The organism is Algibacillus agarilyticus, assembly GCF_003286125.1.
Lineage (GTDB): Bacteria > Pseudomonadota > Gammaproteobacteria > Enterobacterales > Alteromonadaceae > Algibacillus > Algibacillus agarilyticus.
In genome coordinates, this window is record NZ_QMED01000014.1 from 14,750 (window position 1) to 39,476 (window position 24,727).

The 24,727-nt window shown below is 38.5% G+C and carries 18 protein-coding genes; 15 read left to right on the forward strand and 3 right to left on the reverse strand.

Annotated features, from left to right (window positions below; genetic code table 11):
• The first annotated feature begins 99 nt into the window (after positions 1 to 99).
• From DPX34_RS12060 to DPX34_RS12105, 9 genes are all read left to right on the forward strand, one after another.
• On the forward strand, positions 100 to 621 hold the full coding sequence (locus DPX34_RS12060) for a YgjV family protein (RefSeq protein WP_111978686.1): 522 nt from the start codon (positions 100 to 102) through the stop codon (positions 619 to 621).
• Positions 622 to 644: 23 nt separating this feature from the next.
• Complete coding sequence (locus DPX34_RS12065; protein ID WP_111978687.1) at positions 645 to 1,640, forward strand: family 43 glycosylhydrolase; 996 nt, start codon at positions 645 to 647, stop codon at positions 1,638 to 1,640.
• Positions 1,641 to 1,717: 77 nt separating this feature from the next.
• Positions 1,718 to 2,350 carry an RpiB/LacA/LacB family sugar-phosphate isomerase gene (locus tag DPX34_RS12070; RefSeq protein WP_111978688.1) on the forward strand — a complete coding sequence of 211 codons (633 nt, stop codon included), beginning with the start codon at positions 1,718 to 1,720 and terminating at the stop codon, positions 2,348 to 2,350.
• 106 nt (positions 2,351 to 2,456) lie between these two features.
• Positions 2,457 to 3,059, forward strand: coding sequence for an HAD family hydrolase (locus tag DPX34_RS12075; protein WP_111978689.1), 603 nt, complete (start codon positions 2,457 to 2,459; stop codon positions 3,057 to 3,059).
• 654 nt (positions 3,060 to 3,713) lie between these two features.
• The gene (locus tag DPX34_RS12085) at positions 3,714 to 4,427 is read left to right on the forward strand and encodes a FadR/GntR family transcriptional regulator (protein WP_198673695.1); all 714 of its coding nucleotides are present in this window, start codon (positions 3,714 to 3,716) and stop codon (positions 4,425 to 4,427) included.
• A 562-nt stretch (positions 4,428 to 4,989) separates the two neighbouring features.
• Positions 4,990 to 6,654 carry a ribulokinase gene (locus DPX34_RS12090; protein ID WP_111978691.1) on the forward strand — a complete coding sequence of 555 codons (1,665 nt, stop codon included), beginning with the start codon at positions 4,990 to 4,992 and terminating at the stop codon, positions 6,652 to 6,654.
• Complete coding sequence (locus DPX34_RS12095) at positions 6,654 to 7,349, forward strand: L-ribulose-5-phosphate 4-epimerase (protein ID WP_111978692.1); 696 nt, start codon at positions 6,654 to 6,656, stop codon at positions 7,347 to 7,349. The genes DPX34_RS12090 and DPX34_RS12095 overlap by 1 nt, the downstream gene beginning before the upstream one ends.
• A gap of 53 nt (positions 7,350 to 7,402) precedes the next feature.
• Positions 7,403 to 8,902, forward strand: coding sequence for an L-arabinose isomerase (gene araA, locus DPX34_RS12100; protein ID WP_111978693.1), 1,500 nt, complete (start codon positions 7,403 to 7,405; stop codon positions 8,900 to 8,902).
• A 264-nt stretch (positions 8,903 to 9,166) separates the two neighbouring features.
• Positions 9,167 to 10,072 (forward strand): substrate-binding periplasmic protein, encoded by a 906-nt coding sequence (locus DPX34_RS12105; RefSeq protein ID WP_232824720.1) that lies wholly within the window; start codon positions 9,167 to 9,169, stop codon positions 10,070 to 10,072.
• Positions 10,073 to 10,134: 62 nt separating this feature from the next.
• Here DPX34_RS12105 and DPX34_RS12110 read toward each other — a convergent pair whose 3' ends face one another.
• Both DPX34_RS12110 and DPX34_RS12115 read right to left on the reverse strand, forming a co-directional pair.
• Positions 10,135 to 11,580 (reverse strand): family 43 glycosylhydrolase, encoded by a 1,446-nt coding sequence (locus DPX34_RS12110; protein WP_232824721.1) that lies wholly within the window; start codon positions 11,578 to 11,580, stop codon positions 10,135 to 10,137.
• Between the two features lie 405 nt (positions 11,581 to 11,985).
• Positions 11,986 to 12,951 carry a glycoside hydrolase family 43 protein gene (locus tag DPX34_RS12115; protein ID WP_111978694.1) on the reverse strand — a complete coding sequence of 322 codons (966 nt, stop codon included), beginning with the start codon at positions 12,949 to 12,951 and terminating at the stop codon, positions 11,986 to 11,988.
• Between the two features lie 381 nt (positions 12,952 to 13,332).
• Here DPX34_RS12115 and DPX34_RS12120 point away from each other — a divergent pair, with 381 nt between their 5' ends.
• The 4 genes from DPX34_RS12120 (at position 13,333) to DPX34_RS12135 (ending at position 19,754) form a co-directional block, all read left to right on the forward strand.
• Complete coding sequence (locus DPX34_RS12120; RefSeq protein WP_111978695.1) at positions 13,333 to 14,685, forward strand: MFS transporter; 1,353 nt, start codon at positions 13,333 to 13,335, stop codon at positions 14,683 to 14,685.
• Positions 14,686 to 14,888: 203 nt separating this feature from the next.
• Complete coding sequence (locus DPX34_RS12125) at positions 14,889 to 15,851, forward strand: glycoside hydrolase family 43 protein (RefSeq protein ID WP_111978696.1); 963 nt, start codon at positions 14,889 to 14,891, stop codon at positions 15,849 to 15,851.
• Between the two features lie 10 nt (positions 15,852 to 15,861).
• On the forward strand, positions 15,862 to 18,267 hold the full coding sequence (locus DPX34_RS12130) for a beta-L-arabinofuranosidase domain-containing protein (RefSeq protein ID WP_111978697.1): 2,406 nt from the start codon (positions 15,862 to 15,864) through the stop codon (positions 18,265 to 18,267).
• Positions 18,268 to 18,383: 116 nt separating this feature from the next.
• Complete coding sequence (locus DPX34_RS12135; RefSeq protein WP_111978698.1) at positions 18,384 to 19,754, forward strand: MFS transporter; 1,371 nt, start codon at positions 18,384 to 18,386, stop codon at positions 19,752 to 19,754.
• A 225-nt stretch (positions 19,755 to 19,979) separates the two neighbouring features.
• Here the strand turns inward: DPX34_RS12135 and DPX34_RS22390 are convergent, their stop codons facing one another.
• Entirely contained in the window at positions 19,980 to 20,345 is a 366-nt protein-coding gene (locus DPX34_RS22390; protein WP_111978699.1) for an Abi family protein, read from the reverse strand.
• A 96-nt stretch (positions 20,346 to 20,441) separates the two neighbouring features.
• On the opposite strand from DPX34_RS22390, the gene DPX34_RS12145 reads away from it, so the two are divergent.
• Together DPX34_RS12145 and DPX34_RS12150 are read left to right on the forward strand one after the other, a co-directional pair.
• Positions 20,442 to 21,332: a diguanylate cyclase gene (locus tag DPX34_RS12145; protein WP_111978700.1), complete on the forward strand. Its 891-nt coding sequence runs from the start codon at positions 20,442 to 20,444 to the stop codon at positions 21,330 to 21,332.
• Between the two features lie 329 nt (positions 21,333 to 21,661).
• Entirely contained in the window at positions 21,662 to 24,679 is a 3,018-nt protein-coding gene (locus DPX34_RS12150; RefSeq protein WP_111978701.1) for a TonB-dependent receptor, read from the forward strand.
• The last annotated feature ends 48 nt before the right edge of the window (positions 24,680 to 24,727 follow it).

Sequence of the window (24,727 nt, forward strand, 5' to 3'; positions counted from 1 at the left end):
AATTATCATTTTTTAAATATAAATAAAAAGTATTATTTGATTTAATATGCCACCGGTGGCATATTGTTGGGAGGTAATATTTGTCGGAATAAATTGTTAATGAATATAGATAACCCCGTAGCCCAGTTTTTTGGGGTACTCAGTTTTATTATCGCAATTATTTGCTACCTACAAAAAAATGACCTGTATTTCAAATATGCCATGCTCACGCTAAATGTCGTTCACACCTTGCACTATTTTCTACTAGATGCCATTGCATCCGCTTTATGCACAGCGATCGCTATAGTACGTACTTACACGTCGATAAAAACGAGCTCGGTTTATGTCGCGTATTTTTTTATTGCATTGGTTGTCTTTATTAATGCTGTATGGGGGATTGAGCAGTGGTTTGATTGGTTAAGTGTTTTAGGTTCATGTTTAGGCACTTATGCCATGTTTTGTTTAACAGGTATAAAAATGCGCTTAGGGTTTTTATTGGGTTCATTTTGCTGGTTAATTAACAATATTATGGTGTTTTCAATTGGGGGGATAGCGTTAGAAACTCTCGCGATTATTGTCAATTTAAAAACAATTTATGGCTTATATAATCCGCCTTCTATCACCAGAGAAATAACAATTTAGTTAAAATAATAAGGTAAAAATATATGCTTGGTTTCTATCATTTAATTGTCGGTTTTATTTTGATAAATCTATGTTTAATCAACAATTGCTTTGCGGCTAATCCATTAAATTTGGGTGCGCATATTCGAACGGCAGACCCCTCTGGCCATGTGTGGCAAGATGGCAGAATGTATATCTATACGTCTCATGATCAAGAATGCCAACTTGATTTTTGGATGAAAGATTGGCATGTATTCTCATCAATCGATTTAGTTAACTGGACTGCACATGGTGCTATATTTTCAGTCGATGAATTAACTTGGGCCGATAACTATGCTTGGGCTCCTGATGCGGCCTACAAAAATGGTAAATACTATTTAGTTTTTCCTGCAGGCACTGGCCATAAAGATCGTGTTAATCCCAAAAACAGCACTAAATGGATGGGTATTGGCATCGCAGAAAGTAACAGTCCTACTGGCCCGTTTGTTGATAAAATAGGAGCCCCATTATGGCGTCATCCTTATGCGAATGACCCTTCTCTATTTATCGATGATGACGGTCAGGCATATCTATATTTTCATGCCAAAGATCAAGATTACAACGTGATAAAAATGGCGGATGATATGCGAAGCACCCAAGGCCATTTTATTAAAATGGATATGGGCGGGCACGAACCAAAAATGGAAGGGCCATGGGTTTTTAAACGTGGTCAATACTATTATTACACTATGCCAGAAAACAATCGTGAACTTGCTTATTACATGGCTACTTCGCCCTCCGGCCCTTGGCAATATAAAGGCGTATTTATGGCTCAAGAGCATAAGAGTAATAATCACCATTCAATTGTAGAATACAAGGGTCAATGGATTTTGTTTTACCATCGTTGGTTAGCAACTCCAGAATCAGCATGTAAGGCACGTAAACGTCAGCGTCATAGTGCGGCTGAATATTTGCATTTTAATGCTGATGGCACCATAAAACCGGTTAAACGTACTCTCAACGGTGTGGATGATTTTTCAAACTTAAGTAAAAACAAATAAATTAAACCAATGTAGTTAAATTATTAATCGTGATCCAATTTAACATTTATTAACCCATATATGATGTAGGCGTAAAAATGAAAATCGCACTGATGAATGAATTTAGTCAAGCCGCTAAAAATCCAATTGTGTTAGAACAATTACAAGCAGTAGGGCACGAACAAGGCCATGACATTTTTAATGTCGGAATGAATGGTGACAATGATCACCGTTTAACGTATATCCATTTAGGCATTATCGCGAGCTTATTATTAAACAGTAAAGCGGTAGATTTTGTTGTATCGGGTTGTGGAACTGGGCAGGGAGCATTAATCTCATTAAATGCTTACCCTGGTGTAGCATGTGGTTATTGTATTGACCCATCAGATGCCTTCTTGTTTGCACAAATTAATAACGGCAATGCTCTCGCATTACCTTTTGCTAAGGGATTTGGTTGGGGGGCTGAACTCAACATTAAATACATTTTTGAAAAAGCATTTGGCGGCGAAAGAGGTCAAGGCTATCCAACTGAACGCAAAGAATCACAAGTCACTAATGCCGGTATTTTAAATCAAGTGAAATTGGCAACGGCTAAAAGCTTTTTAGACGGGTTAAAGTCGTTAGATCCGGAATTAATAAAAACGGCTGTCGGCGGAGAACGCTTCCAACAATGCTTCTTTGAAAACTGTCAAGATGATAAAATTGCGGCATTTGTACACCCGTTTGTTTAAACCCGTATAAGATCGCATGTTTGTTTTATTTGTAATACAATATGGTTTTATGTTGGTGCTACGTGTGGGTAAATTAAAATGCCTGAAATGAAGAGGAAGTAAAATAATGTATGAAAAATTTAAAGCCATTATTTTTGATATGGATGGCACATTAGTTGATAGTGGTAAGTTGCACGAAAATGCGTGGAGTCAAACGCTTAATCATTATGGCATTCCGATAGACCCCGTTTTAATGCGCTCTCTTGCAGGGGTACCCACTAAAGAAACCGTTATATTTTTAGCTAAACATTTTAAAATAACTTTATCTGCTAGTGCTGATGAAGTGAATGATTATAAAGAATCGATAGTTAAAGCAACGTTGCATACTTACGTAAAACCCACCAAACTAGCTGAATTTGCTAAAAAAAATATAGGTAAACGCCCAATGGCAATTGGTACTGGTGCTTATACCGAAGAGGCAAAATCTGTATTAGAAGCTTGTGGTTTAATTGAATTGATTGATCATGTGGTAGGGGCTGATCAGGTTAACAATCCAAAACCTGCACCTGATACCTTTTTAAGATGTGCTGAATTAATGCAAACTGCACCTGAGGATTGTATTGTGTTTGAAGACGCACAAGCCGGCATTAAAGCGGCTAATGATGCCGGGATGTTTTGTATTGATGTGCATGAGAGTATGAACATAGTAAATGATTATTTTTTAAGTTAAATGTATTGAAGGTTGCTTATACCAATCCGTAATAATAAGTGCCCACTCAGCGAGCGTTTAAATGCGCTTAAATGAAAGAAAAGTGGTGCTCTTTTGAGTTCCAGCAACACAGAGTAAGCGCATTTAAAACTCGCCTGAAAGGAATGCCCCAGCGGCTTTTGACCTGCGTTATCGGTATTTGAAAGGGAACAACCATTCCTGTACACCGACGCCTTGTTCAAAAACCGCTGGATGCATTCTGAGAGATCACTTATTTATATGAATTGGTATTACTTTCACTAATATAAAAAAGTACAAGCTGAATTCGCTAACCAATACAACATGCCGTGCTAAATTTAACCAGATTTGTTACTTATTAATTCTATCTATCAATCTGGTACTCATTTAGACGGTGTTATAAATCATCTTTTTCCTGATCTTATCAATAAATATGATGCATGCCAGTAATAAAAAATTAGCTTGAGTTGTCAAGCGATGTTAAGCCAAGCTCCAATCTTGTTTAAACCTGATTGTTATACAATTTTGGCCGGTATTGCGCGCTTATTGTAAATAGATGAACAAATTGATATCTAAATTGTCTCTCATTAAGCAATAATTTTATTTATCCTTAAAAAAATACTATCATAATAGTATATAAAAGAGATGGGCAACCAAATGCTAGAAAATAAACGAAATGTCAATAAACGCAGTTTGTATGGTCAAGTTGCAAGTGCATTAGGCGAGCGTATTGTTAGCGGTCATTACAGCCAAGGTGCTAACTTACCTCAAGAAGCTAAAATAATGGAAGAGTTTAGTATTTCGCGCACAGCACTGCGTGAAGCATTTAAATTATTATCCGCTAAAGGCTTAATCGAGTCAAAACCAAAAACCGGGACAAAAGTAAGCATAAAAAAACAATGGAATATGCTGGATGCTGACGTGTTGAATTGGTGTTTTGAATCCGATATGGGAAATGAAATTCTGGCCGATTTATTTCAATTCAGACAGGCTATAGAACCTCGCGCTGCTATGCTTGCCGCTAAATCTGGCTCCGATGAGCAATTGTTGAAAATTGAAGAAGCTTACAATAAGATGGAAGCAGCCGAATATGGCACTGAGCAAACCTTACTAGCTGATGTTGAGTTTCATCAATCTATTTTAACGGCATCTGGAAATGCGTTAATGGACTCATTTGGTACTATGTTGGCAGAAGCGCTATATCGTTCGTTTGATATTACAACACATCGCGGTGAAGAATATTGGCAAGCTTCGTTACCTATGCATAAAGCGGTGTATTTAGGCATAAAATCCCGTAGTCCAGACAGAGCTAATTTTGAAATGATGGCATTGTTAAACGTAACGGATGAAGGTGCTAAACAAACATTTTAATCCATAACGTAAAAAAAAATTACTGACATACATGTAAATTTATTTTCCTAATCTCTAATAATAATAAACAATAAGAATAATCTTTTATTCTTATTGTTTATTAGGACGTGAGAGCGAGATGAAAAATTTGATCGGTCGCCAGAAAATTAATAATTTATCCTTCTTATTATAAAAAATATTAATAATAGCAATATTGTGAAAACTTCAAGCTACTCACAATACGTTAACTTTTACCATATCATTGCAATTACCACTCTCTAGTTTCATATAAACCGGTATACCTGACTGACTTTCACCAATGAAGCTAAAACTAATTTAGTTTTGAACTTGGCGCTCAACGTCACCACTTCCTTCTTCAACTATACACTTACATAAAGTAGTACTAATTGCGTTATTTATTACTTTTATCGCAATTTATCGACTGAAAAAGTCAATTTAAGGGTTAATAGTCATACTATTTTCTAAAACTCGTGTGTAAGTTATTGTATTTTTCATTAAGTAATACTATATTAATATATATTGAAAGCGGTATTTTATTGCAATATTAAATGATGGTGAATATATGACGTCCTATGTATTAGGTTTGGACTTTGGCTCGGATTCAGTTAGAGCTCTTTTGGTAGATACAAAAAATGGTAAAGAGATCGCGACTCATGTGGTTTATTACCCAAGATGGAAACAAGGCTTTTATTGTGATCCTACTAAAGACCAATTCCGCCAACATCCTTTAGATTATATTGAAAGTTTAACTGCAGTTGTACAAGGTCTTTGGTCACAAGTTCCCGTTGAAACACAACAGTCAGTTGTTGGGATTAGTTTTGATACAACAGGCTCAACACCGATCGCAGTCGATGAACACGGTACCGCTTTAGCGCTTAAACCTGAATTTGCTGAAAACCCCAATGCCATGTTTATATTATGGAAAGATCATACTGCGATCACTGAGGCTCAACAGATAACACAAGCCGCTAATGCCGCCAATGAGAATTATTTGAAATTCGAAGGTGGTGTCTATTCATCTGAATGGTTTTGGGCTAAAGCTTTACATACATTACGTCAAGATAAAACGATAGCTGATGCAGCCTATAGTTGGGTTGAACATTGTGATTGGATGTCAGCGTTAATAACCGACACGTTGCATCCAACCGTATTTAGATCAAGCCGGTGTGCGGCAGGCCATAAGCAAATGTGGCATCAAAGCTGGGGAGGATACCCACCCAATGAATTCTTCACTCAAATAGATCCTCTCTTAGATGGCTTACGCGATAAATTACCCAGTGAAACATTTACAGCTGATCAAATTTGTGGCGAGTTAAGTGCTGAATGGGCTGATAAGCTCTCTTTACCTGTGGGAATTGCCGTTACTTTTAGTGCCTTTGATTGTCATATGGGCGCAGTAGGCGCCAATGTAAAACCGGGTGTATTAACTAAAGTAATGGGCACTTCAACCTGTGATATTACAGTGGCTACTTATGATGAAGTCGCCGATAAAAATATTAAAGGTATTTGTGGACAAGTTGATGGCTCTGTTTTGCCTGGTTTTATTGGTTTAGAAGCGGGTCAATCTGCTTTTGGTGACTTATATGCTTGGTTCCGTCGTTTAATTAATTGGCCACTGCAAAACATTGTGCTTAGCGATTTAATCGATGATGCAACCAAAGCTAAATTGATCCAAGAGGTAGAAGATAAAACATTAATCGCGCTAGGCGAAGAAGCGGCTAAGTTGCCGATCGGTTCGTCGGGGCTTACGGCGCTTGATTGGGTTAATGGTCGGCGTACCCCTGATGCTGATCAGACCGTGTCGATGGCTATCGCCGGATTAAAAATGGGTAGTCAAGCACCGCATATTTACCGAGCTTTAGTCGAAGCAACGGCGTTTGGTTCGCGTGCAATCATAGAGCGCTTTAAAAAAGAAGGCGTTCGCATTGATTCAGTCGTCACTATTGGTGGGATCTCGAAAAAATCAGATTTTGTTATGCAAACATGTGCTGATGTTTGGAATAGTCCAATAGATGTACTTGAAAGTGAACAAAGTTGTGCTCTTGGTGCTGCCATATTTGCCGCGGTTGCTGCGGGTATTTACCCTGATGTCGCAAGTGCACAAGCTCAAATGGCTTCACCTGTCTGTAAAACGTATCAGCCTAATAGGCAAAACACAGAAAAATTTGATGAATTGTACCAACGCTATATAAAACTCGGTGTATTCGTTGAAGGAGGAATTAAATAATGAGTTATAAAGAACTAAAACGTGAAGTTTTTGAAGCCAATATGGAACTAGTCACCCGTGACTTAGTTATTTATACCTTTGGTAACGTTTCACAAATAGACCGTCAAAAAGGCGTTGTTGCTATAAAGCCAAGTGGCGTAGCTTACGAAAATTTAAATGTCGATGATATTGTCATTGTTGATCTCGAAAACAATATTGTTGAAGGTAATATGCGCCCGTCTTCAGATACTAAAACGCATACTTATTTATATCGTCATTGGGATCATGTAGGTGGGATCACACACACTCATTCGACTTATGCTACGGCATGGGCACAATCAAGATCACCGATACCTTGCTTAGGCACAACCCACGCTGATTATGTTTATGGTGATATTCCTTGCACCGCTGTTATACGTAATGATCAAATTGATCGTGATTACGAAGAAGAAACGGGTGTGCAAATCACAGACTGTTTTATTGATCGTGACCCAAATGAATCACCCATGGTTATTGTTGCTGGCCACGCTCCCTTTACGTGGGGTGTAGATGCCGCCAAATCGGTTTATCACGCTGCATTATTGGAAGAAATAGCTAAGATGGCCTATTTAACTAAAACCTTAACACCACAAGTTACTGATTTAAAACAAGAGGTTATGGATAAACACTACTTACGTAAAAATGGAAAAAATGCATATTACGGACAAAGTAAATAGCACTCATCAATCATTTAAACGTTTAATGTACAGCATAATATAGAGATAAAAATATGAATTTTTCACAAAAACAAGTTTGGTTTATCACAGGATCTCAAGATTTATATGGGCCAAAGGTGTTAGAACAAGTGGCTAAAGACAGTGAGCTAATGGTTGCCGGTTTTAACAAATCAGCACACATCCAGTTTGATGTTGTTTGTAAACCGACCGTAAAATCGCCATCAGAAATTCATGCTGTTTGCCAAGCAGCAAATGCCGATAGTCAATGTGTTGGGGTTATATTATGGATGCATACCTTCTCACCTGCCAAAATGTGGATAGCGGGTTTAAGCGAATTACGTAAACCATTCATGCATTTACACACGCAGTTCAATGCCGCATTACCTTGGGCTGATATCGATATGAACTACATGAATACACACCAAAGTGCACATGGCTGTCGAGAATTTGGATTTATCGGAACAAGACTACGTAAAGAACGCAAAGTAGTTGTTGGCCATTGGCAAAATACACAAGTACAAACACAAATCGATGAATGGTGTCGTGCTGCTGCAGGTTGGAACGAAAGCCAAAACCTAAAGGTAGCCCGTTTTGGTGACAACATGCGCCAAGTAGCCGTAACCGAAGGTGATAAAGTCAGTGCTCAAATTCAATTTGGTTACGAAGTTCATGCCTATGGTTTAGGTGAACTTGCTGAATTAGTTAACAATGTATCTGATGCTGATGTTACTGCACAAATTGAATGTTATAGCCAAGAATATGCAATAAATGATGCATTATTTAAAGATGACTACCAGCTAAACATGCTTAAAAACGAGGCTCGTCTTGAATTGGGTATGAGTCAATTTTTAACCGATGGAGGCTTCGGTGCATTTACAAACTGTTTCGAAAATTTAGCTGGACTAACCGGTTTACCAGGGTTAGCTACTCAACGCTTAATGCAAAATGGTTTTGGTTATGGTGGAGAGGGCGACTGGAAAACATCGGCTATGGTTCGCATAATGAAAGTAATGGGTCAAGGTCGAAAAGGAGGCACATCTTTTATGGAAGATTATACCTATAACTTTGGAGAGCGCGATCAAGTTTTAGGAGCGCATATGCTTGAAGTGTGCCCATCAATAGCAGCAGAAAAACCAAAATTAGAAATACATCGCCATACAATCGGCGTTAAATGTGATACCGCGCGTTTATTATTTACCGGTGCTGCAGGACCGGCAATCAATGTATCACCAATTGATTTAGGCAATCGTTTCCGCATTATTGTTAATGAAGTTGATGCTGTAAAACCACCTGCAGATTTACCTAAATTACCGGTTGCCAATGCATTGTGGGAGCCACGTCCTAATTTATCGATAGCCGCAGCAGCATGGATTTACGCTGGCGGCGCACATCATACCGCTTATAGCCAAGCAGTAACGACCGATATGATAAATGACTACGCAGAAATGGCAGGGGTTGAACTTGTTGTTATCGATGCGGACACCAAAATTCGTCAGTTTAAGGCTGATTTACGAAACAACTCAGCTTATTATGGTTTAGCTAACGTTTTATAAGAAGAGCATATTAACTCCATTAAAATGCCGCGTATATCGCGGTATTTTTTATTCTTAATCTAGGGCGTCCAAAAATCTGTGTCATTCGCTTTAAGTTCATACCACAGTCAACATAGTCTATTTACTTTATGTTTATTTAAACTAAAAAATATAAACGTAATAAACAAATGTAAGTACTCATCTTGTGTTAGTTTTATTAATCACTAAGCTTAATGATAAAGAAAACTTAGTTTTGTTAAGTTAAATTATCTTGAGATTGGTTGAATGCATTTTATCTGGTTAGTTATTATCTTGTGTATGTTCACGCATAAAGTTCAAAGCTGTACGTTAGATAATCAATCAAACTTAGCCGTAGTTTATATTCCCTATCAAGAACCATCCAAGCGTATCCACAATCAATATTTTTTGACCTTACTTGATGCGATATTAAAACGAACTGAAGCAGAATATGGTAAATGTAACGTTTTAGAACATAACATACCTTTAACCCATCAACGTATCGATGTCTTACTGGGTAAAAATGAACATATAAATTTAACCTGGACCTCAACATCAAAAAAAAGGGAAGCACAAAATCAAGCAGTTAAAGAACCTTTATTAAAAGGTTTAATGGGGTATCGCGTTATGTTAGTAAACAAAAATAATAAACACATACTTCAAAATATAAATAGCATAGAACAGCTTCGCCAATTTACATTTGGTTTAGGTAGAGGTTGGCCAGATGTTGAAATAATGAAATATAATAAATTTGAAGTCATACAAACATCCACCTTTGAACAACTCTATAAAATGTTAGCAAGGGGGCGATTTGATTTATTATCTCGTGGTTACGCAGAAGCATTGCCAGATGTCAATTTACATAAAGAAAAGGGGCTGGAATTGGATCCATATTTAAGTTTGATTTATCCAATGCCCGTATATTTTTTTGTTAGCAAACAAAATCAAAAACTAGCCAATAGATTAAAATCAGGTATTCAGTCATTGCGAGCAGATGGTACATTTGATTCCATCTTTTACAATGATCCAGATATTAAAAACAGTTTGAAACAGCTAAATATTAACAGTCGTAAAAAATTATATTTATGTAACCCGACTTTACAGATTGATAAGGCTATGCAAAATGAAGCTTTCTGGCATTATCCTATTGATAGTAATGCTTGCGCACATTAAGTAAAATGAGTTAACACGTTACGGCTTAACTCATTTATTTTAAAAAGTGTATCAACTAAAAATTAGTATTTTGGCCAACCACTTGAATCCCAATTAAGTGTGCTTATCATTAATTTAGGCGTACCGTTATCTGATGCATCATAGGCATGGCGCACAATAACGTCTGTATTTAAAATATCTTGTCCACCAGGGCCTGCCCAAGCACTATTACCTGAATCTAAAATAGAACCGCCACTGTTTAACATATCGGTGCCATTTTTATCTAAATATGGACCTCTGATATCAGTCGAACGACCATAAGCAATTTGATAAGTACTATCAATACCTGCACAACACTTACCGATAGAAGTAAATAAATAATAATATCCTTGACGGTAAACAATCGTTGGCGCTTCAATACCACCCGAACGGGCAGCCAATGAATATAATGAGCCATAAGGTTTCATTGTTATTGGGTTGATTCGTTTAAGCTTGATCCCAGAGTTCCAAGAGCCAAATACTAACCAAGGTGCACCGTCTTTATCAATAACCAGATCGGGATCAATTGCATTATAATCGTCATTGGTTGTCGTGTTTACAACAAGACCATCATCTCGCCAATCACCTGCTGCAACACTACTTGCCGATGTTAAGCCAATAACTGATTGTCGTGAACCAAATGTCGAAATAGAATAATACAGCCATGCTCGACCGTTATAATGTTTAAGCTCTGGTGCCCATACATCATTGTTTGTATTACCAGGTACATAATTCGTCCACCAACTTAATGGATTAGGGAAAATAGGAGACGCTTCATTCCAACTAACACCATCACTTGACCATTTACCATAAATACCCGGGCCCGTTTGAAATAACCACCAAGTACCGTTTTCATAGCCAATAGTAGGGTCGTGTGTGACTATGTTACCTGTTAGTGCCCAATGATTAGTTGAACCATTCGTCGTGGATGGGTCCCAAGGGCCTGATTCAATTGAACCGACCTTTTGCATCGACCAAAATTGTGAATCACCTCCCCAATATGTCCATTGACCAATATTGGCACCATCAACGGTTTCAAAATTTAATAGATCTAATGTCTTGCCACTATGACGATTAGTAAAGGTAAAATAACCATTATTTTGTTCATTAATATCCCACTGTTGTGTTATTCCACCCCAGTATTCCCACTGGGTAATATTACCACCGTCGCTATTATCAAAATTGTAAACCTCCATCGCTTTACCGCTACTTAAGTTAATAATCGAATAATATCCGTTATTAAGTTTTGTAATTAACCATTTTTGCGCATCTTCATTGTTGCTTGACCATTGATTAATATTAGCGCCGTCTTCAGGTGATCCACTACCCACTTCAATCAATTTACCGCTGTGCTTAGACTTAATAGTATAAACCCCATTGTCTATCGCAAATACTTGGCTGCTTATTAAACAAAGTAAACCACTGAGTACTTTTATAATTTTGCGTGCTTGTAACATTTCGCCTCCAAAAAAGCTTTTATGTGTGTGCATATTAAACAGCCAAGACTTTAAACAATGAGGTAAACTTTGATAAAAAGTGTTTGGCGTTTTTTATAAGTTTGATTTATTAAATATGAATAACATTATAAAAATCACCATTAATACTACTATCATAATACTAATTAGATCAACAGAAATGTTACTTAAAAGTTAATATTTTGTTTAAGTGTTTGATCGTGTTTGAATTTTAGTGGTGAAAAAGAATCATCGTTTCATTTTTGAATAAATGGATGTAAAAACGTGATCAGTTAAAGAAATGTTAAGTAAAAAAAGAAATGATAATAGGTGATGAGCTATTTTATCTGTATGCGTAATGTAAATTGTTTTAAGCAGCATATACCCAAGTTATTTAGGTATAACGCTGCAATAACTTGAGTATAAATATAGACCCGTTGATTATTTAACGGGTTTGGTGATCCCTTCTGTTGTCATTTGAACGCGTTTAAGCGTGCCATCTTTGTTGTAATGTAGCGCTTCAACGGCGACTGAACGTCTAAAACGGCCGCCGCTTTCTTGGCCTGGTTTAGGTGGTAAGCTTCCCGTATGATAAAAGAAATAATCTTGACCTTTAAAGCTAATAATCGCCTGGTGATTGGTTTCGCTATTACCGGCTAGCTCATTTAATATGCCTTTATATTGCCAAGGACCATGAATACTTTTGCTCATGGCGTAGCAAATTTTCTCAGGAAACTCGCACGCGTAGCTTAAATAATAATTATCTTTGTTTTTGTGCACCCAAGCTGCTTCAGTGAAATTAGGTACATCGACAACTTTGATAGGCCCGTCAAGTTCAATCAGGTTATCTTTAAGTTTTACGTATTTAGGCACTAAATTACCAAAAAACATATATACGTCGCCGTTTTCTTCAACATGTATCGCAGGGTCAATGTCATCCCAATCATTCGACGTGTGCTTTGTCATATCATCTGTGATTAAGGCACTGCCACGGGCATCTTTAAAAGGGCCATAAGGTGTATCTGCAACGGCTACCCCCACTGCAAATCCGGGTTTGTCATCTTTGTGGCGTACCGTCGTATAAAAATAAAACTTGCCATCACGCTCAATCGTGTGAGCCGCCCAAGCTTCACCTTTGGCCCACTTAAAATCATCTGCGCGCATTATTGAACCATGCTGTGTCCAGTTAACCATGTCTTCAGATGAAAATAATAGCCAATCATGCATTTGGAAAAACACATTATTACTGGGCGATTCGTCGTGCCCTGTATATAGGTACACTTTTCCGTCGTGAACCATGGCGGCAGGGTCAGCGGTAAACACGTTATCTACGATCGGATTTTTAGCCGAAACGTTCAGTGTGGTCATTAGTGTTGCTGCGAGTGCAAGTCGTTTTAAGTTTTTCATTGTGCCTCTCATCTATTTTAAAAATAATAACTGAACAACTAGAATAAGATCTCTCTTATTAGTATTACTATATAGCTTTATAGTAAATTTTTACTTAAATGTAAATTAAAATAGATTTTTTAGCGTAATAAATATCAAATAGTATTACTATATGTTTTAATTGTTGATATGTTGTGTTAAATTATTTAAAAATCGCTTGTTGCTTATTTATTATCGTTCCCATTTATAAGGTCAATCTATCTGGGCATTATTTGATATCAAGCTGAGTAATATAAAATCGTTACTCAGACAGAATTAATATGCAATAGACACTAATATTAAGATATTCATTGCGTTATCTTGCCTGTACGCAGAGCAATTTAGGTTACTTAGGAAGTAAATATGAGTTTGATTAAACTTACACGATTAGAAAAAGTCGGTTTCGGCGCAGGCGATATGGCCGTTAATGTGGTGATATCGTCAATGTTTTTAATCATGACGTTTTTCTATACCGATATATATGGTTTAAAGCCTGAAGATTTAGGCATTATGTTTTTAGTGGTTAGATTGATTGATGCGGTGACCGATCCATTAATGGGTTTGTTGACTGATCGAACAAACACCCGCTGGGGTCGGTATCGTCCTTATTTTTTGTTTTTAGCCATACCGTTTGGTATTTCGGTGTTTTTAACCTTTAGTACGCCCGATTTTGATTATAACACCAAGCTTGTTTACGCCTATGCGACCTATATTTTTGTCACCATTATGTTTACGAGTGTCACGATCCCTTATATTTCGTTAATTGGTGTACTGACCGACGACCCTAAAGAGCGCTTGTCAGCGAATGGCTATCGTTTGTTTTGTGCCAAAGTAGCTGCATTTTTAGTAACAATTGTGGTGCCTATTTTAGCCGATGCCGATTATTGGCAAGGCGATAAAGCATTAGGTTATCAAGTTGCGATGGGCTTAATGGCGTTTATTGGTACTGCATTGTTACTTTTTTGTTTTGCTACAACAAAAGAACGCTTAACTCATAAAGTAGATTCACGCAGTTTATGGCAGCAAGCTAAGGTGTTGTGCCGAAATGATCAGTGGCTTATTTTAGCCTCTGTATGTTTATTTGGCACAACGGGTTATGTGGTGCGCTCAGCTGTTGCCTTGTATTACGCTAAATATTATCTCGGCGGCGATGCCGCTTTTCAATCTTTGTTTTTATCTGTTTCGGTTGGTGCGGCTATTTTAGCGATGGTTGCTTCAACTTGGATCACCAAATCGTATTGTAAAGTTAAATTATTTCGCCTGAGTCAAATTGCAGTTGGCATTATAAGCGTTGTAATGTTTTATGCCGTCTCGCCGGGTGATTATATTTTAGCTTTAATTTTATACTTTTTATTATCTTTTGTTGTTGATTTACATGCGCCTATCTTTTGGTCAGCTATTGCTGAGTCGGTTGACTATGGAGAGGTGAAAAATAAAAACCGAGCATCAGGATTAGCTTATGGCGGTATCACCTTTTTCCAAAAAGCCGGCATGGGGATTGGTGGTTGGTTAGTCAGTTCATTATTGGCTTACTACGGTTACCAAGCCGATCAAGAACAAACCTCACAAGCCTTGTATGGCATCGCATTGATGCTTTGTATTATCCCTGGTTTTTTTCATACCGTGGTCGGTTTCATTATGTATAAATATGTGATCACGGATCAATATTACGATGAGATCAAACCTGAATTAAAAACGATAGCGCTAAACAATTAGTTATTTAGGGCGTGTTGTTACCTGCATGGATGCAGGTATTTGGCGTGACCAAGATGCGGAAGCTGTGATCGGCTTTTACATAGAATAATGATGTAAAAGCCACGCACCGCAATCTGAAAGTGTTCCGATAGAACAACAATTGTTAACTAAAGAGCAACACGCCCTAGCGATTCGCTGTCATTATTTTCGCATTTGGAGTATTTATGAATTTTATTAAGCCGTTAATTGAGCAACGTGCCGATCCTTTTATTTTTAAACATAGTGATGGCTATTATTATTTTACGGGCTCTGTGCCAGCCTACGATCGAATTGAGATCCGCAAAGCAAAAACAATTGCCGAATTGAATCAAGCAACGCCGGCTGATGTTTGGCATAAACCTGATGAAGGCGTTTATTCTGAACTCATTTGGGCGCCAGAATTACATTATGTAGAGGGTATCTGGTATGTCTATTTTGCTGCCGCGCCGAACCGAGATATTGTTGATGGCTTATTTCAACATCGTATGTATGTGTTGCAGTGTAATGACGCAGATCCGGTTTCTGGCCATTGGTTTTTTGTGGGTCAAGTGGATACGGGGATAGATACCTTCTGTTTAGATGCCACTCTTTTTTCCCATAAAGGTATACTATATTACTTATGGGCGCAAAAAGCAGAAGATATCACCGGTAATTCCAACTTGTATATTGCGCCAATGGCAACGCCAACCGCCATTTCGAGCGAACCTGTTTTAATTAGTAAACCTGAGTTTGAATGGGAAACACGTGGCTTTTGGGTTAATGAAGGCCCTGCCGTATTAATAGGCAATAACAAAATATTTGTTAGTTATTCCGCCAGTGCGACAGATGAAAACTATTGTGTAGGCTTGCTATCAATAGATGATAATGCGGATGTACTTGAGCCGAGTAATTGGGTAAAAGCCGAAGCACCGGTCTTTAAAACGGTGACTGAAGCCAAGATGTTTGGCCCTGGGCATAACAGTTTTACTAAATCTGAATGTGGCCAGCACGATATGTTGGTGTTTCATGCCCGCCAATATACCGAAATTGAAGGTGATCCATTGTGGAACCCTGACCGTCATACTTTTGTTAAAAAAATCAATTGGCATGATAACGGTTTTCCTAATTTTGGTACACCCGCTGATCAAGCCGAGTTAATCAGCGGTTAGGAGAATAGGCATGCGATTTCGTGTTTCACGTAAATTAGTCGTGGTTTTGCTATATCTATTTATACAAACTGTTAACGCGGCGGTAGATAAAATTGATTTTAATAATCGCTTAAAAATGCTGCCGTTATCAAGTGTACAGATAACAGATGGGCCATTTTTACAGGCTCAGCGTGTTAACCTTGATTATTTATTAGCTTTAGAACCTGATAAATTATTAGCGCCGTATTTACGTGAAGCAGGGCTTGAGACCTCGTCTGACAGCTACGGTAATTGGGAAAACACCGGTTTAGATGGTCATATGGGAGGGCATTATTTAACTGCGCTCAGCTTAGGTTATGCGGCCTCAGGTGATGAGCGTTTATATAAACACTTAATCTATATGCTTGCACAGCTAGAGGTAATTCAAAAAACCAATGGTAATGGTTATTTAGGCGGTATTCCTAATGGTTCTGCTATGTGGAAAGACGTAGCGGCAGGAAACATACAAGCCGATTTATTCTCGATGAATAAGCGTTGGGTGCCTTGGTATAACGTGCATAAAATGTTTGCTGGTTTACGCGATGCCTATCTTATTGCTGAGATCCCGCTGGCTAAAAAATTATTACTTAATTATGCTGAGTGGCTCAAAATATTAACTCAAAAATTAAGCCGGCAAGACATTCAAACCATGCTGATCACTGAACATGGTGGTATGAATGAAGTCTTAACTGATATGGCAGAAATCAGTGGTGATAACACTTATCTTGATTTAGCCATAGCGTTCTCGCAGCAATCTATTTTAGCACCATTAATTAAACAACAAGATCAACTGAGTGGCTTACACGCGAATACACAAATCCCCAAAGTTATTGGTTTTTTACGTGTGTCTGAATTATCAGGCGATAAAACCTGGCAAAAAGCGGCTGAATATTTTTGGGATCGTGTTGTTAACCATAGATCAACGGCGATGGGTGGCAATAGCGTAAAAGAACATTTTCATGGTTTGGATGATTTTAATGCCATGATCACCGATGTTGAAGGCCCAGAAACGTGCAACACTTATAACATGCTTAAGCTGTCTAAAATGTTATTTTTTAAAACGCAAGATACGCGCTACCTCGATTATTATGAACGAGCGACTTACAACCACATATTATCGTCGCAGCACCCTAAACACGGCGGGCTTGTATATTTTACTTCGATGCGCCCTGGTCATTATCGTAAATACTCGGCGGTAGATAAAGCCATGTGGTGTTGTGTTGGTTCCGGTATCGAAAATCACAGTAAATATGGTGAGCTTATCTACAATACTGATGCCCAAAAAGGTATCTACGTAAATATGTTTGTTGCGTCTGAGATTAAACTACCGGCGTTAGGGGTCCATTTAAAACAACACACTTTATTTCCTGATCAGGCGCGCTCTAAACTCGTGATCAAAGGACAAGCGCAATTCAAATTACACATTCGTAAGCCGTCTTGGTTAGCGGGTAATAAAATGAATATTCGCTTAAATGGTAACCCTGTTACCTTTTCCATCACTGACAATCATTATTTAGCGTTAAACCGCCATTGGCAAAATGGCGACACAATCGAGTTTGATTTACCGATGCAGATTAAAGCTGAAGCGTTACCTGGCAATACTCAACACTATGCTTTGGTTTACGGACCTGTTGTGTTGGCTTCAAAAGTCGACCCTTTTCCGAATGAAAAACTTGAATATATTGCTGATGATAGCCGCATGGGGCACATCGCCAATGGGCCTATGTGTCCGCCCGAAGCCTTGCCTGTGATTTTAGATGACCCTGATGAATTTGTTAAAAAGATCAAAGCTGTTACAGGCAGCCCATTAACATTTGTGGCCGAACAACAGTTATCAAATCCTTTAATGTCGCCTGTGATTTTGGTGCCTTTTTATCGCTTACATGATACGCGTTATCAAGCCTATTGGGCGAATACCACCCCAAAAGCGTTAACAAAATTTCGTGATCGGGCGGCTCAAGCCGCTGCAGCGATAGCAGAGCTTGAGGCATTAACCATTGATAAAGTAGCCCCTGGTGAGCAACAACCTGAATCCGATCATTTTTTTAAAGCCGAGCAAAGTGAAGCTGGTGTGCATATGGGACGTCATTGGCGACATGCACATCAATGGTTTAGTTATGAATTGAACGATAAGCAACAAGACGCGGATTTTTTACGTATTACCTATTTTGGACTCGATGCCGGCCGCCAATTTAGCCTTTGGTTAAACGAACATAAACTGGCGGATGTTGAACTTAAAGGCGACAAGGGGAATGATTTTTTTACTGTCGATTACCCCATTTCTAATTTGATTGCTAGCACAGCCAAAGGACAATACACCTTAAAGTTTGTTGCGGCTAACCACTCAATTGCCGGTGGCATTTATGGCGTACGGTTAATGAGAAACGATCAAAGATAAGTCATTTCTGCTCACATTTAACTATTTTTAGATGATTTTTTAGTCTATTTACGCTAATATTTCTTAATAGTAATATTATTTTATTAATTAAAAGGTTGAGATCGAGGCGATAACACGTGGTAGCAAAGAAAGCATTATCGGCAGAACATTTGTCATTTATTGAAAAGATAGGTTATGGGGCTGGCGACTTCGCTATTAATATCGCGTATTCGTCAATGATGCTGCTAATCACTTATTTTTATACAGACATTTATCATTTAACGCCCATTGATCTGGGTATTATGTTTGTTGTTGTGCGCACCGCTGATGCGATGTTGACACCAATAATGGGTTATTTAACCGATACTTTTAGCTCTAAATGGGGACGCTATCGTCATTATTTTATCTTGCTGGCGCTACCATTTGGTGCTTCCATTATTTTAACGTTTACGACTCCCGATCTCGATTACGACGGAAAACTACTCTGGGCATACTGTACCTATGGTTTCTTTTCACTCATGTTTACTGCGGTGACTATTCCGTATATTTCGATACTCAGCGTGATGACTGAAAACCGAGAAGCCCGTTTATCAGCCAGTGGCTATCGTTTATTTATGGCTAAGTTAGCGGCTTTTTTGGTAGTAACAATTGTACCGATCATGACTGCATCAAATTATTTAAACGGTAATTTATCGCATGGTTACCAAGTTGTAATGACGACGATGGCGTTGATTGCGGTTGTTTGTTTGATTTTTTGCTTTGTATTTATACAAGAGCGTGTGCAACTCGATAATATGCGTATAAATATGCTGCAACAAGTTAAGTTAGTATTGGCAAACAAGTTATTGATGTTGCTTTCAGCTAGTTGTGTAGTGAGCACGATGGGCTTTATGATCAGGGGGGCGCTGGCCATTTATTTTGCTAAATATTGTTTAAACCTTGGCTCATTTGGGCAATCACTTTTTTTAGTTACCAATGTGCTAGCGTCAATTTTAGCGATGGTGGCTTCAACCTGGATCACTAAGCGCTATTCTAAAATTAAGTTGTATTATAAAAGCCAAATTATTGCCGGCTTATTGAGTTTAGGCTTGTACGTGTTTGCGGGTCAAGATGCGGTTGTGTTCGCTTTTATTGTGTTCTTTTTGCTTAGTTTTGTGGTTGATTTACATGCCCCTATTTTTTGGGCCGCGATTGCTGATGCGGTTGATTATGGCAGCCGAACCTTAGGCACACGTGTAACTGGGCTTTCGTATTGTATGATCTCGATGAGTCAAAAATTAGCGATAGGACTGGCTGGCGCCGTGGTTGGCTTTAGCCTGACATACTTTGGTTATAACGCTCAAGATCTTGAGTTAAGCGTAACGACATCTCAAGGGATCGTGTTTATGTTTGCTTTTATTCCGGCGGGGTTACACATCTTAGTTGGCTCAATCATGAAGCGTTATCAAATAGTAAGAAAAGAAGAAAGCTTGGCTAAGCATAAATTTGAACTTTTAATTAATGATTAATGTCAAGAATAACGACACCGCAATCGCTCTGCCTTGTATAAATCGTGCAAATACGGCTGGCAAAGCATACACAAAAGATAAACACGCCCTAACTCATCATGGATGAATTCAGGGTATTGAAAATAAACAGATAAATTACCCATTTTACTTCCATAGTGGGTGCTCTCTCCATTCTTTTGATCATTTATCAGCCTGCATATCCAAATGATAAAGCGCCTAATAACATTACCTCAGTAAGCATCCAGATAGGTACGCTTGGAAATCCAGTATATTTGATTTGTAGTGACGAATAATATCAATCAGTAATAATAAGTGCCCACTCAGCGAGCGTTTAAATGCGCTGAAATGAAAGAATAGTGGTGCTCTTTTGAGTTCGAGCAACACAGAGTAAGCGCATTTAAAACTCGTCTGAAAGGAATGCCCACCGTGGTAGGTCAATTGTGTTTTAACCGCTATCTCTGTACGTTCGATAGCATCTAGAATTAATGAACGTAGCTGCCTATCCCATTCATATAAAAAAATAACTTGATTGAAATCAGAATTAACTTCAAATAAGTTTGAAACATTATCACGCTGATTTACAAGGTAAATATATAAAAAGGTGTTTTTATGTTAAATAAATGTTTGTTTTTCGTCCTTAGTGATATATAGTTGCCACCGGTGGCAATTGTTGAAGAGGTGTACAAAATGACAAAAAAACCGGGTTATTCAGCAACACTTGTACTTTTATTACTGACCTATTTGGTTGCAATGAATGTAAAAGCAGCAAGTGAAAGTGTAATTATCAATAAAAAGTCTAATACAAAAGGGGTCTATATGACCGGCTTGCTGACGTTGGCTTTATCTTATTCACATCGCGAGTACCAAATTGAATCAACTGATCAAGTTTATTCAAAATCTAAAGTACTTGAATCAATGAAAACGGGCGCTATTTCGTTAACGTGGGGTGGCACGTCAGATCAGATGGAAGCTAATTATATTCCTATTCGCATTGATACTTATCGAGGTTTAATGAGTCATCGCTTAATGTTAATACGTGAAGGTGAGCAAGCTATTTTCAGCCAAATTAAAAATACAGAAGATTTAAAGTTAATTCGGTTTGGCCAAGGGCGTAAGTGGATGGATGCTAAAATTTTAGAAGCTGCTGGTATGCAGGTTATCAAAACGAATAAAAAAAGAAATTTGTATTACATGTTGGATGGTGACCGATTTGATGCGTTTCCTCGGGGAGCCAGTGAAGCGTTAACAGAATTAAGTTCTTATTCTGATTTGCCGTTAACCGTTGAGAAAGATTTAGTTATTGTTTATCCGTTACCGACTTACTTTTTTGTATCTAAGGCCTATCCTAAGCTCGCAGCAGACATTGAAGCCGGACTGGAAACTATGTTGGTTGATGGGCAATTTGATGATTATTTTTATAATAGCCCAGAGATTAAAGCAACGCTTGAACAAGCCGATCTTAAAAATCGTCGTGCGATACGTTTAACTAACCCTTATTTACCTAAAGCGACTCCGCTACAGCGTAAAGAGCTTTGGCTAAATTTAACTAAAGCTGAGCCCATTGAAGCCTCATCATAAATTTTAATATATACCTTAGTACGTAACTAAAAGTTAATATTTTTAGTGGATTACGACTGAAATAGTATTATTTATAATACAATATCATTAAATAAATTAAAATATTTAACAAAAACTATACAAAAAAAATTTTAGAGCTATATAATGGAAAACAACCTGCCACCGGTGGCAATTATGATAAAGCAGAGACTTAGGCGTAAATAAACTGAATTTTCGATATTAAGAACATAAATACAGAGAACATCGATAGATAGAACACAGCGTGGAGCTACACTTTTAAGGGCTCTATATAAATATAAAATCATATCAATAATATGAGGACTAACCGCATGAGACGTTGGGAATTAAATGCCATAGCCGCCGCGATGATGCTTGGCTACTCAGCCGTGCCGCTCGCAGCTGAAAATGAAGACGCTGCAGCAGCAGAAGAAGCTGAAGTAGAAGTGATTGAAGTACGAGGTATTCAATATAGTGACCAAAAAGCGCGCATGATGGAGCGCGAAAAAAGTCAATATAGCTCGGTTGTATCAACCGATGATATTGGTAACTTCGTTGATCAAAATGTAGCTGAATCGATGCGTCGATTACCCGGTGTTAGTTTACAACGCTCTGAAGGTGAGGGTAAATTTGTTACTGTGCGCGGTTTAGGTCCGCAATTTGTATCCGTTAATATGAACGGCGCAGAAATGGCTGGCGCGGGTGAAGATCGCAAAGTTGGGCTAGATGGTATCGCTGGCGATAGTTTAGGGTCGATTGAGGTTGTTAAAACCTTAACCCCCGATATGAATCTAAATTCGATTGGGGGGGCGGTTAACGTTAAATCGATATCTGCTTTTGATCGTCAAGGGGATTCACTTAAGCTCAAAATTCAAGATTCGTATTCAGAGCTGCGTGAAGAGCATTCACCCAAATTTACCTTGGACGGTACGCAGTTATTAGCGGATGACACAATTGGTTTAGGCTTTGTGTTGTCAACCGAAGAGCGTGCGTCTTTAGTAAACGAGCAGCGCCACCATACAACAAATACTTATCGCACAATTCGCCAATGGGATCCCGTTAACGAAATGTCTATTGGTGAGGCTATTTTAGCGCCTTATCAAGTTGAGACACGTCAAGAAGTCGCTGATCGTGAACGTGATACGGCGGCGCTAAACATTGAATACCGTCCAAATGATGCTCACCGTTTTTACTTAAAAGGCAATTATGTTCGATTTGCCGATAAAGATGTCGCCTATCGTGAATATTTTCGTTTTGATAAAGCCGACAAAGAAAATGAAATTGTTTTTGTAAACCCCAACACACGTGAGTTTTTGATTACCGATGCCGAAATGCAACACCAATATTTTATTCAAGAATCGGAGCAAATTGTTAAAACGTTTAATTTTGGTGGTTCTCACATTTTAGGTGATGCTTGGACATTCGATTATGATTATTCATCGTCTAGTGCACGTGAAGATTCAGTTGATGATCGCCGTGTACAGTTCCGAGAGCAAAATGTATTAATGCACGGGCGTGCAACTAAAGAAGACGTTTTTTATGGCACGTTAACCCCAGCCGAGGCAACTGAACGCTATGGTGTCGATTTAACCCTTTTTGATAATTACGATGGTGATGCCGCCAATCGTGATAATTGGGAATTCGATAACATGTTTTTAGAAGACAGTATTCGAACGGATGAAATCAACACGTTCAAAGCCAACTTAAAATATGATTTTGATTCAGATTGGTTGTATTACGTTAAAGCCGGTGTGTCATTTAGTGAAAGGACTAATGATTTAGATAAAAATCGCTGGAGCTTTGTGCCAACAACCGATGGCTGTGACGATACATACGATATAGGCAGTGAAGCGCATTCAGCTTGTTTAGCAACTTATAAAGTGTCGCAGCAAACGGTAGCAACCTCGGTAGCCGAGGGTGGGTTAGGTTTTACTACCGAGATGCCGATCAATAGCAAGTTCCAACATCCGTTTGTTGATAACGCCGCTTTAGAATATTTAACCAAAATTGTTGGGCCAACCAAGTACGCGGTCACCGGATACGATGGCACCGACAGTGCGTTGTCTTTTGAAAGCTCGGCCAGTGATTACACGTTACAAGAAGATGTAAGCGAAGCTTATGTGATGGCTGATATGGAAATTGCCGCAGACGTAAAGTTAATTACGGGTTTGCGTTATGTGACAACCGAATATGCTTCAAATGGGAATATGGCGTTGTCTAACGATGAATTTGCCGTTGGTGATGGTGAGGGTGCGCAGCTTGATGTATTTGAACCATTACCGGCCGCCTCGATTAAATACAGTGAGTTTTTCCCGAGTGCGCATTTACGTTGGGAAGCCGCTGATGATTTATTAGTGCGTGCCGCCATTTGGACCAGTTATACCCGTCCTACTTTTAAACAGAACCGAGCAAAGGCTCAGTTTAAAAATGATATTGAATTGTGTTTGCCGCCAACGGTTGAAGGCGAAATGGCCAGTTGTTATACCGATAACGACACTTTAGGCGCATCGGCACTTGATTTACAAGACATGGTGCTGGGAACCAATAATACATTAGATTTGGGTAACCCTAATCTTATCCCGATGACATCAACTAACTACGATGCCTCTGTTAGTTGGTATCACTCAGAAGACTTATTTATTGAAGCAGCGGTTTTCTACAAAGACATTAAAAATTTCATTGTGGATGTGCAAGGCGTTTCTAAACGGTTAGATGAATTGCCATTAACATTGCCTGTTGGTCAAATTACTGAGTTTATTATTGCTGAAGACACATTACTTAACGACATTAACTATACGCTTAACGGTAAGAGTGCAACGGTTTTTGGGGCAGAGCTTAGCTATAACCAGTTTTTTGATTGGGGCGGTTTTGTACAAAGTAACTTAACGATTCAACAAAGTGACGCAGAGCTTGATGAAAGTGTGCGCATTGGTTCAATTGCGTTACCTGACCAAGCCGACATGATGGCTAACTTAACACTGGGTTGGGAAAACGATGATTTATCTTTCCGTGTTATTGGTAATTATCGCTCAGAAATTTTAGAGCAAATTGGATCTTGTTCGACTTTACCTGTTGAAGGTGATGATAATTTTACTCGTTATCAAGCTCAACCGTGGGAATTTTGTAAAGCCTGGTCAGATCAATATCAAGACAAGATCGCCACGGTCGATTTTAAAGCTAAAGTTAACTTAGCAAAAGGGCTGTCGGTTTATTTTGATGCGATCAATCTTACCGATAATGTTGATTTACGTTACTACGATGGTAACGCATTAACCGGTGGAAAAGTGTTGGCGCAAAGCGAAGCATATGGCCGAACGTTGCAAGTTGGTGTGAATTACAAGTTTTATTAACCAACTGACATTGTATTTTTGTAACAGGGCTGCTACCGGTGGCTCTGC

Excerpts from the sequence above, each read along its gene's own strand:
- DPX34_RS12060 (WP_111978686.1), top strand. The coding sequence starts at position 100 with ATGAATATAGATAACCCCGTAGCCCAGTTTTTTGGGGTACTCAGTTTT.
- DPX34_RS12065 (WP_111978687.1), top strand. The coding sequence starts at position 645 with ATGCTTGGTTTCTATCATTTAATTGTCGGTTTTATTTTGATAAATCTA.
- DPX34_RS12070 (WP_111978688.1), top strand. The coding sequence starts at position 1,718 with ATGAAAATCGCACTGATGAATGAATTTAGTCAAGCCGCTAAAAATCCA.
- DPX34_RS12075 (WP_111978689.1), top strand. The coding sequence starts at position 2,457 with ATGTATGAAAAATTTAAAGCCATTATTTTTGATATGGATGGCACATTA.
- DPX34_RS12085 (WP_198673695.1), top strand. The coding sequence starts at position 3,714 with ATGCTAGAAAATAAACGAAATGTCAATAAACGCAGTTTGTATGGTCAA.
- DPX34_RS12090 (WP_111978691.1), top strand. The coding sequence starts at position 4,990 with ATGACGTCCTATGTATTAGGTTTGGACTTTGGCTCGGATTCAGTTAGA.
- DPX34_RS12095 (WP_111978692.1), top strand. The coding sequence starts at position 6,654 with ATGAGTTATAAAGAACTAAAACGTGAAGTTTTTGAAGCCAATATGGAA.
- araA (WP_111978693.1), top strand. The coding sequence starts at position 7,403 with ATGAATTTTTCACAAAAACAAGTTTGGTTTATCACAGGATCTCAAGAT.
- DPX34_RS12105 (WP_232824720.1), top strand. The coding sequence starts at position 9,167 with ATGCATTTTATCTGGTTAGTTATTATCTTGTGTATGTTCACGCATAAA.
- DPX34_RS12110 (WP_232824721.1), bottom strand. The coding sequence starts at position 11,580 with ATGCACACACATAAAAGCTTTTTTGGAGGCGAAATGTTACAAGCACGC.
- DPX34_RS12115 (WP_111978694.1), bottom strand. The coding sequence starts at position 12,951 with ATGAAAAACTTAAAACGACTTGCACTCGCAGCAACACTAATGACCACA.
- DPX34_RS12120 (WP_111978695.1), top strand. The coding sequence starts at position 13,333 with ATGAGTTTGATTAAACTTACACGATTAGAAAAAGTCGGTTTCGGCGCA.
- DPX34_RS12125 (WP_111978696.1), top strand. The coding sequence starts at position 14,889 with ATGAATTTTATTAAGCCGTTAATTGAGCAACGTGCCGATCCTTTTATT.
- DPX34_RS12130 (WP_111978697.1), top strand. The coding sequence starts at position 15,862 with ATGCGATTTCGTGTTTCACGTAAATTAGTCGTGGTTTTGCTATATCTA.
- DPX34_RS12145 (WP_111978700.1), top strand. The coding sequence starts at position 20,442 with ATGACAAAAAAACCGGGTTATTCAGCAACACTTGTACTTTTATTACTG.
- DPX34_RS12150 (WP_111978701.1), top strand. The coding sequence starts at position 21,662 with ATGAGACGTTGGGAATTAAATGCCATAGCCGCCGCGATGATGCTTGGC.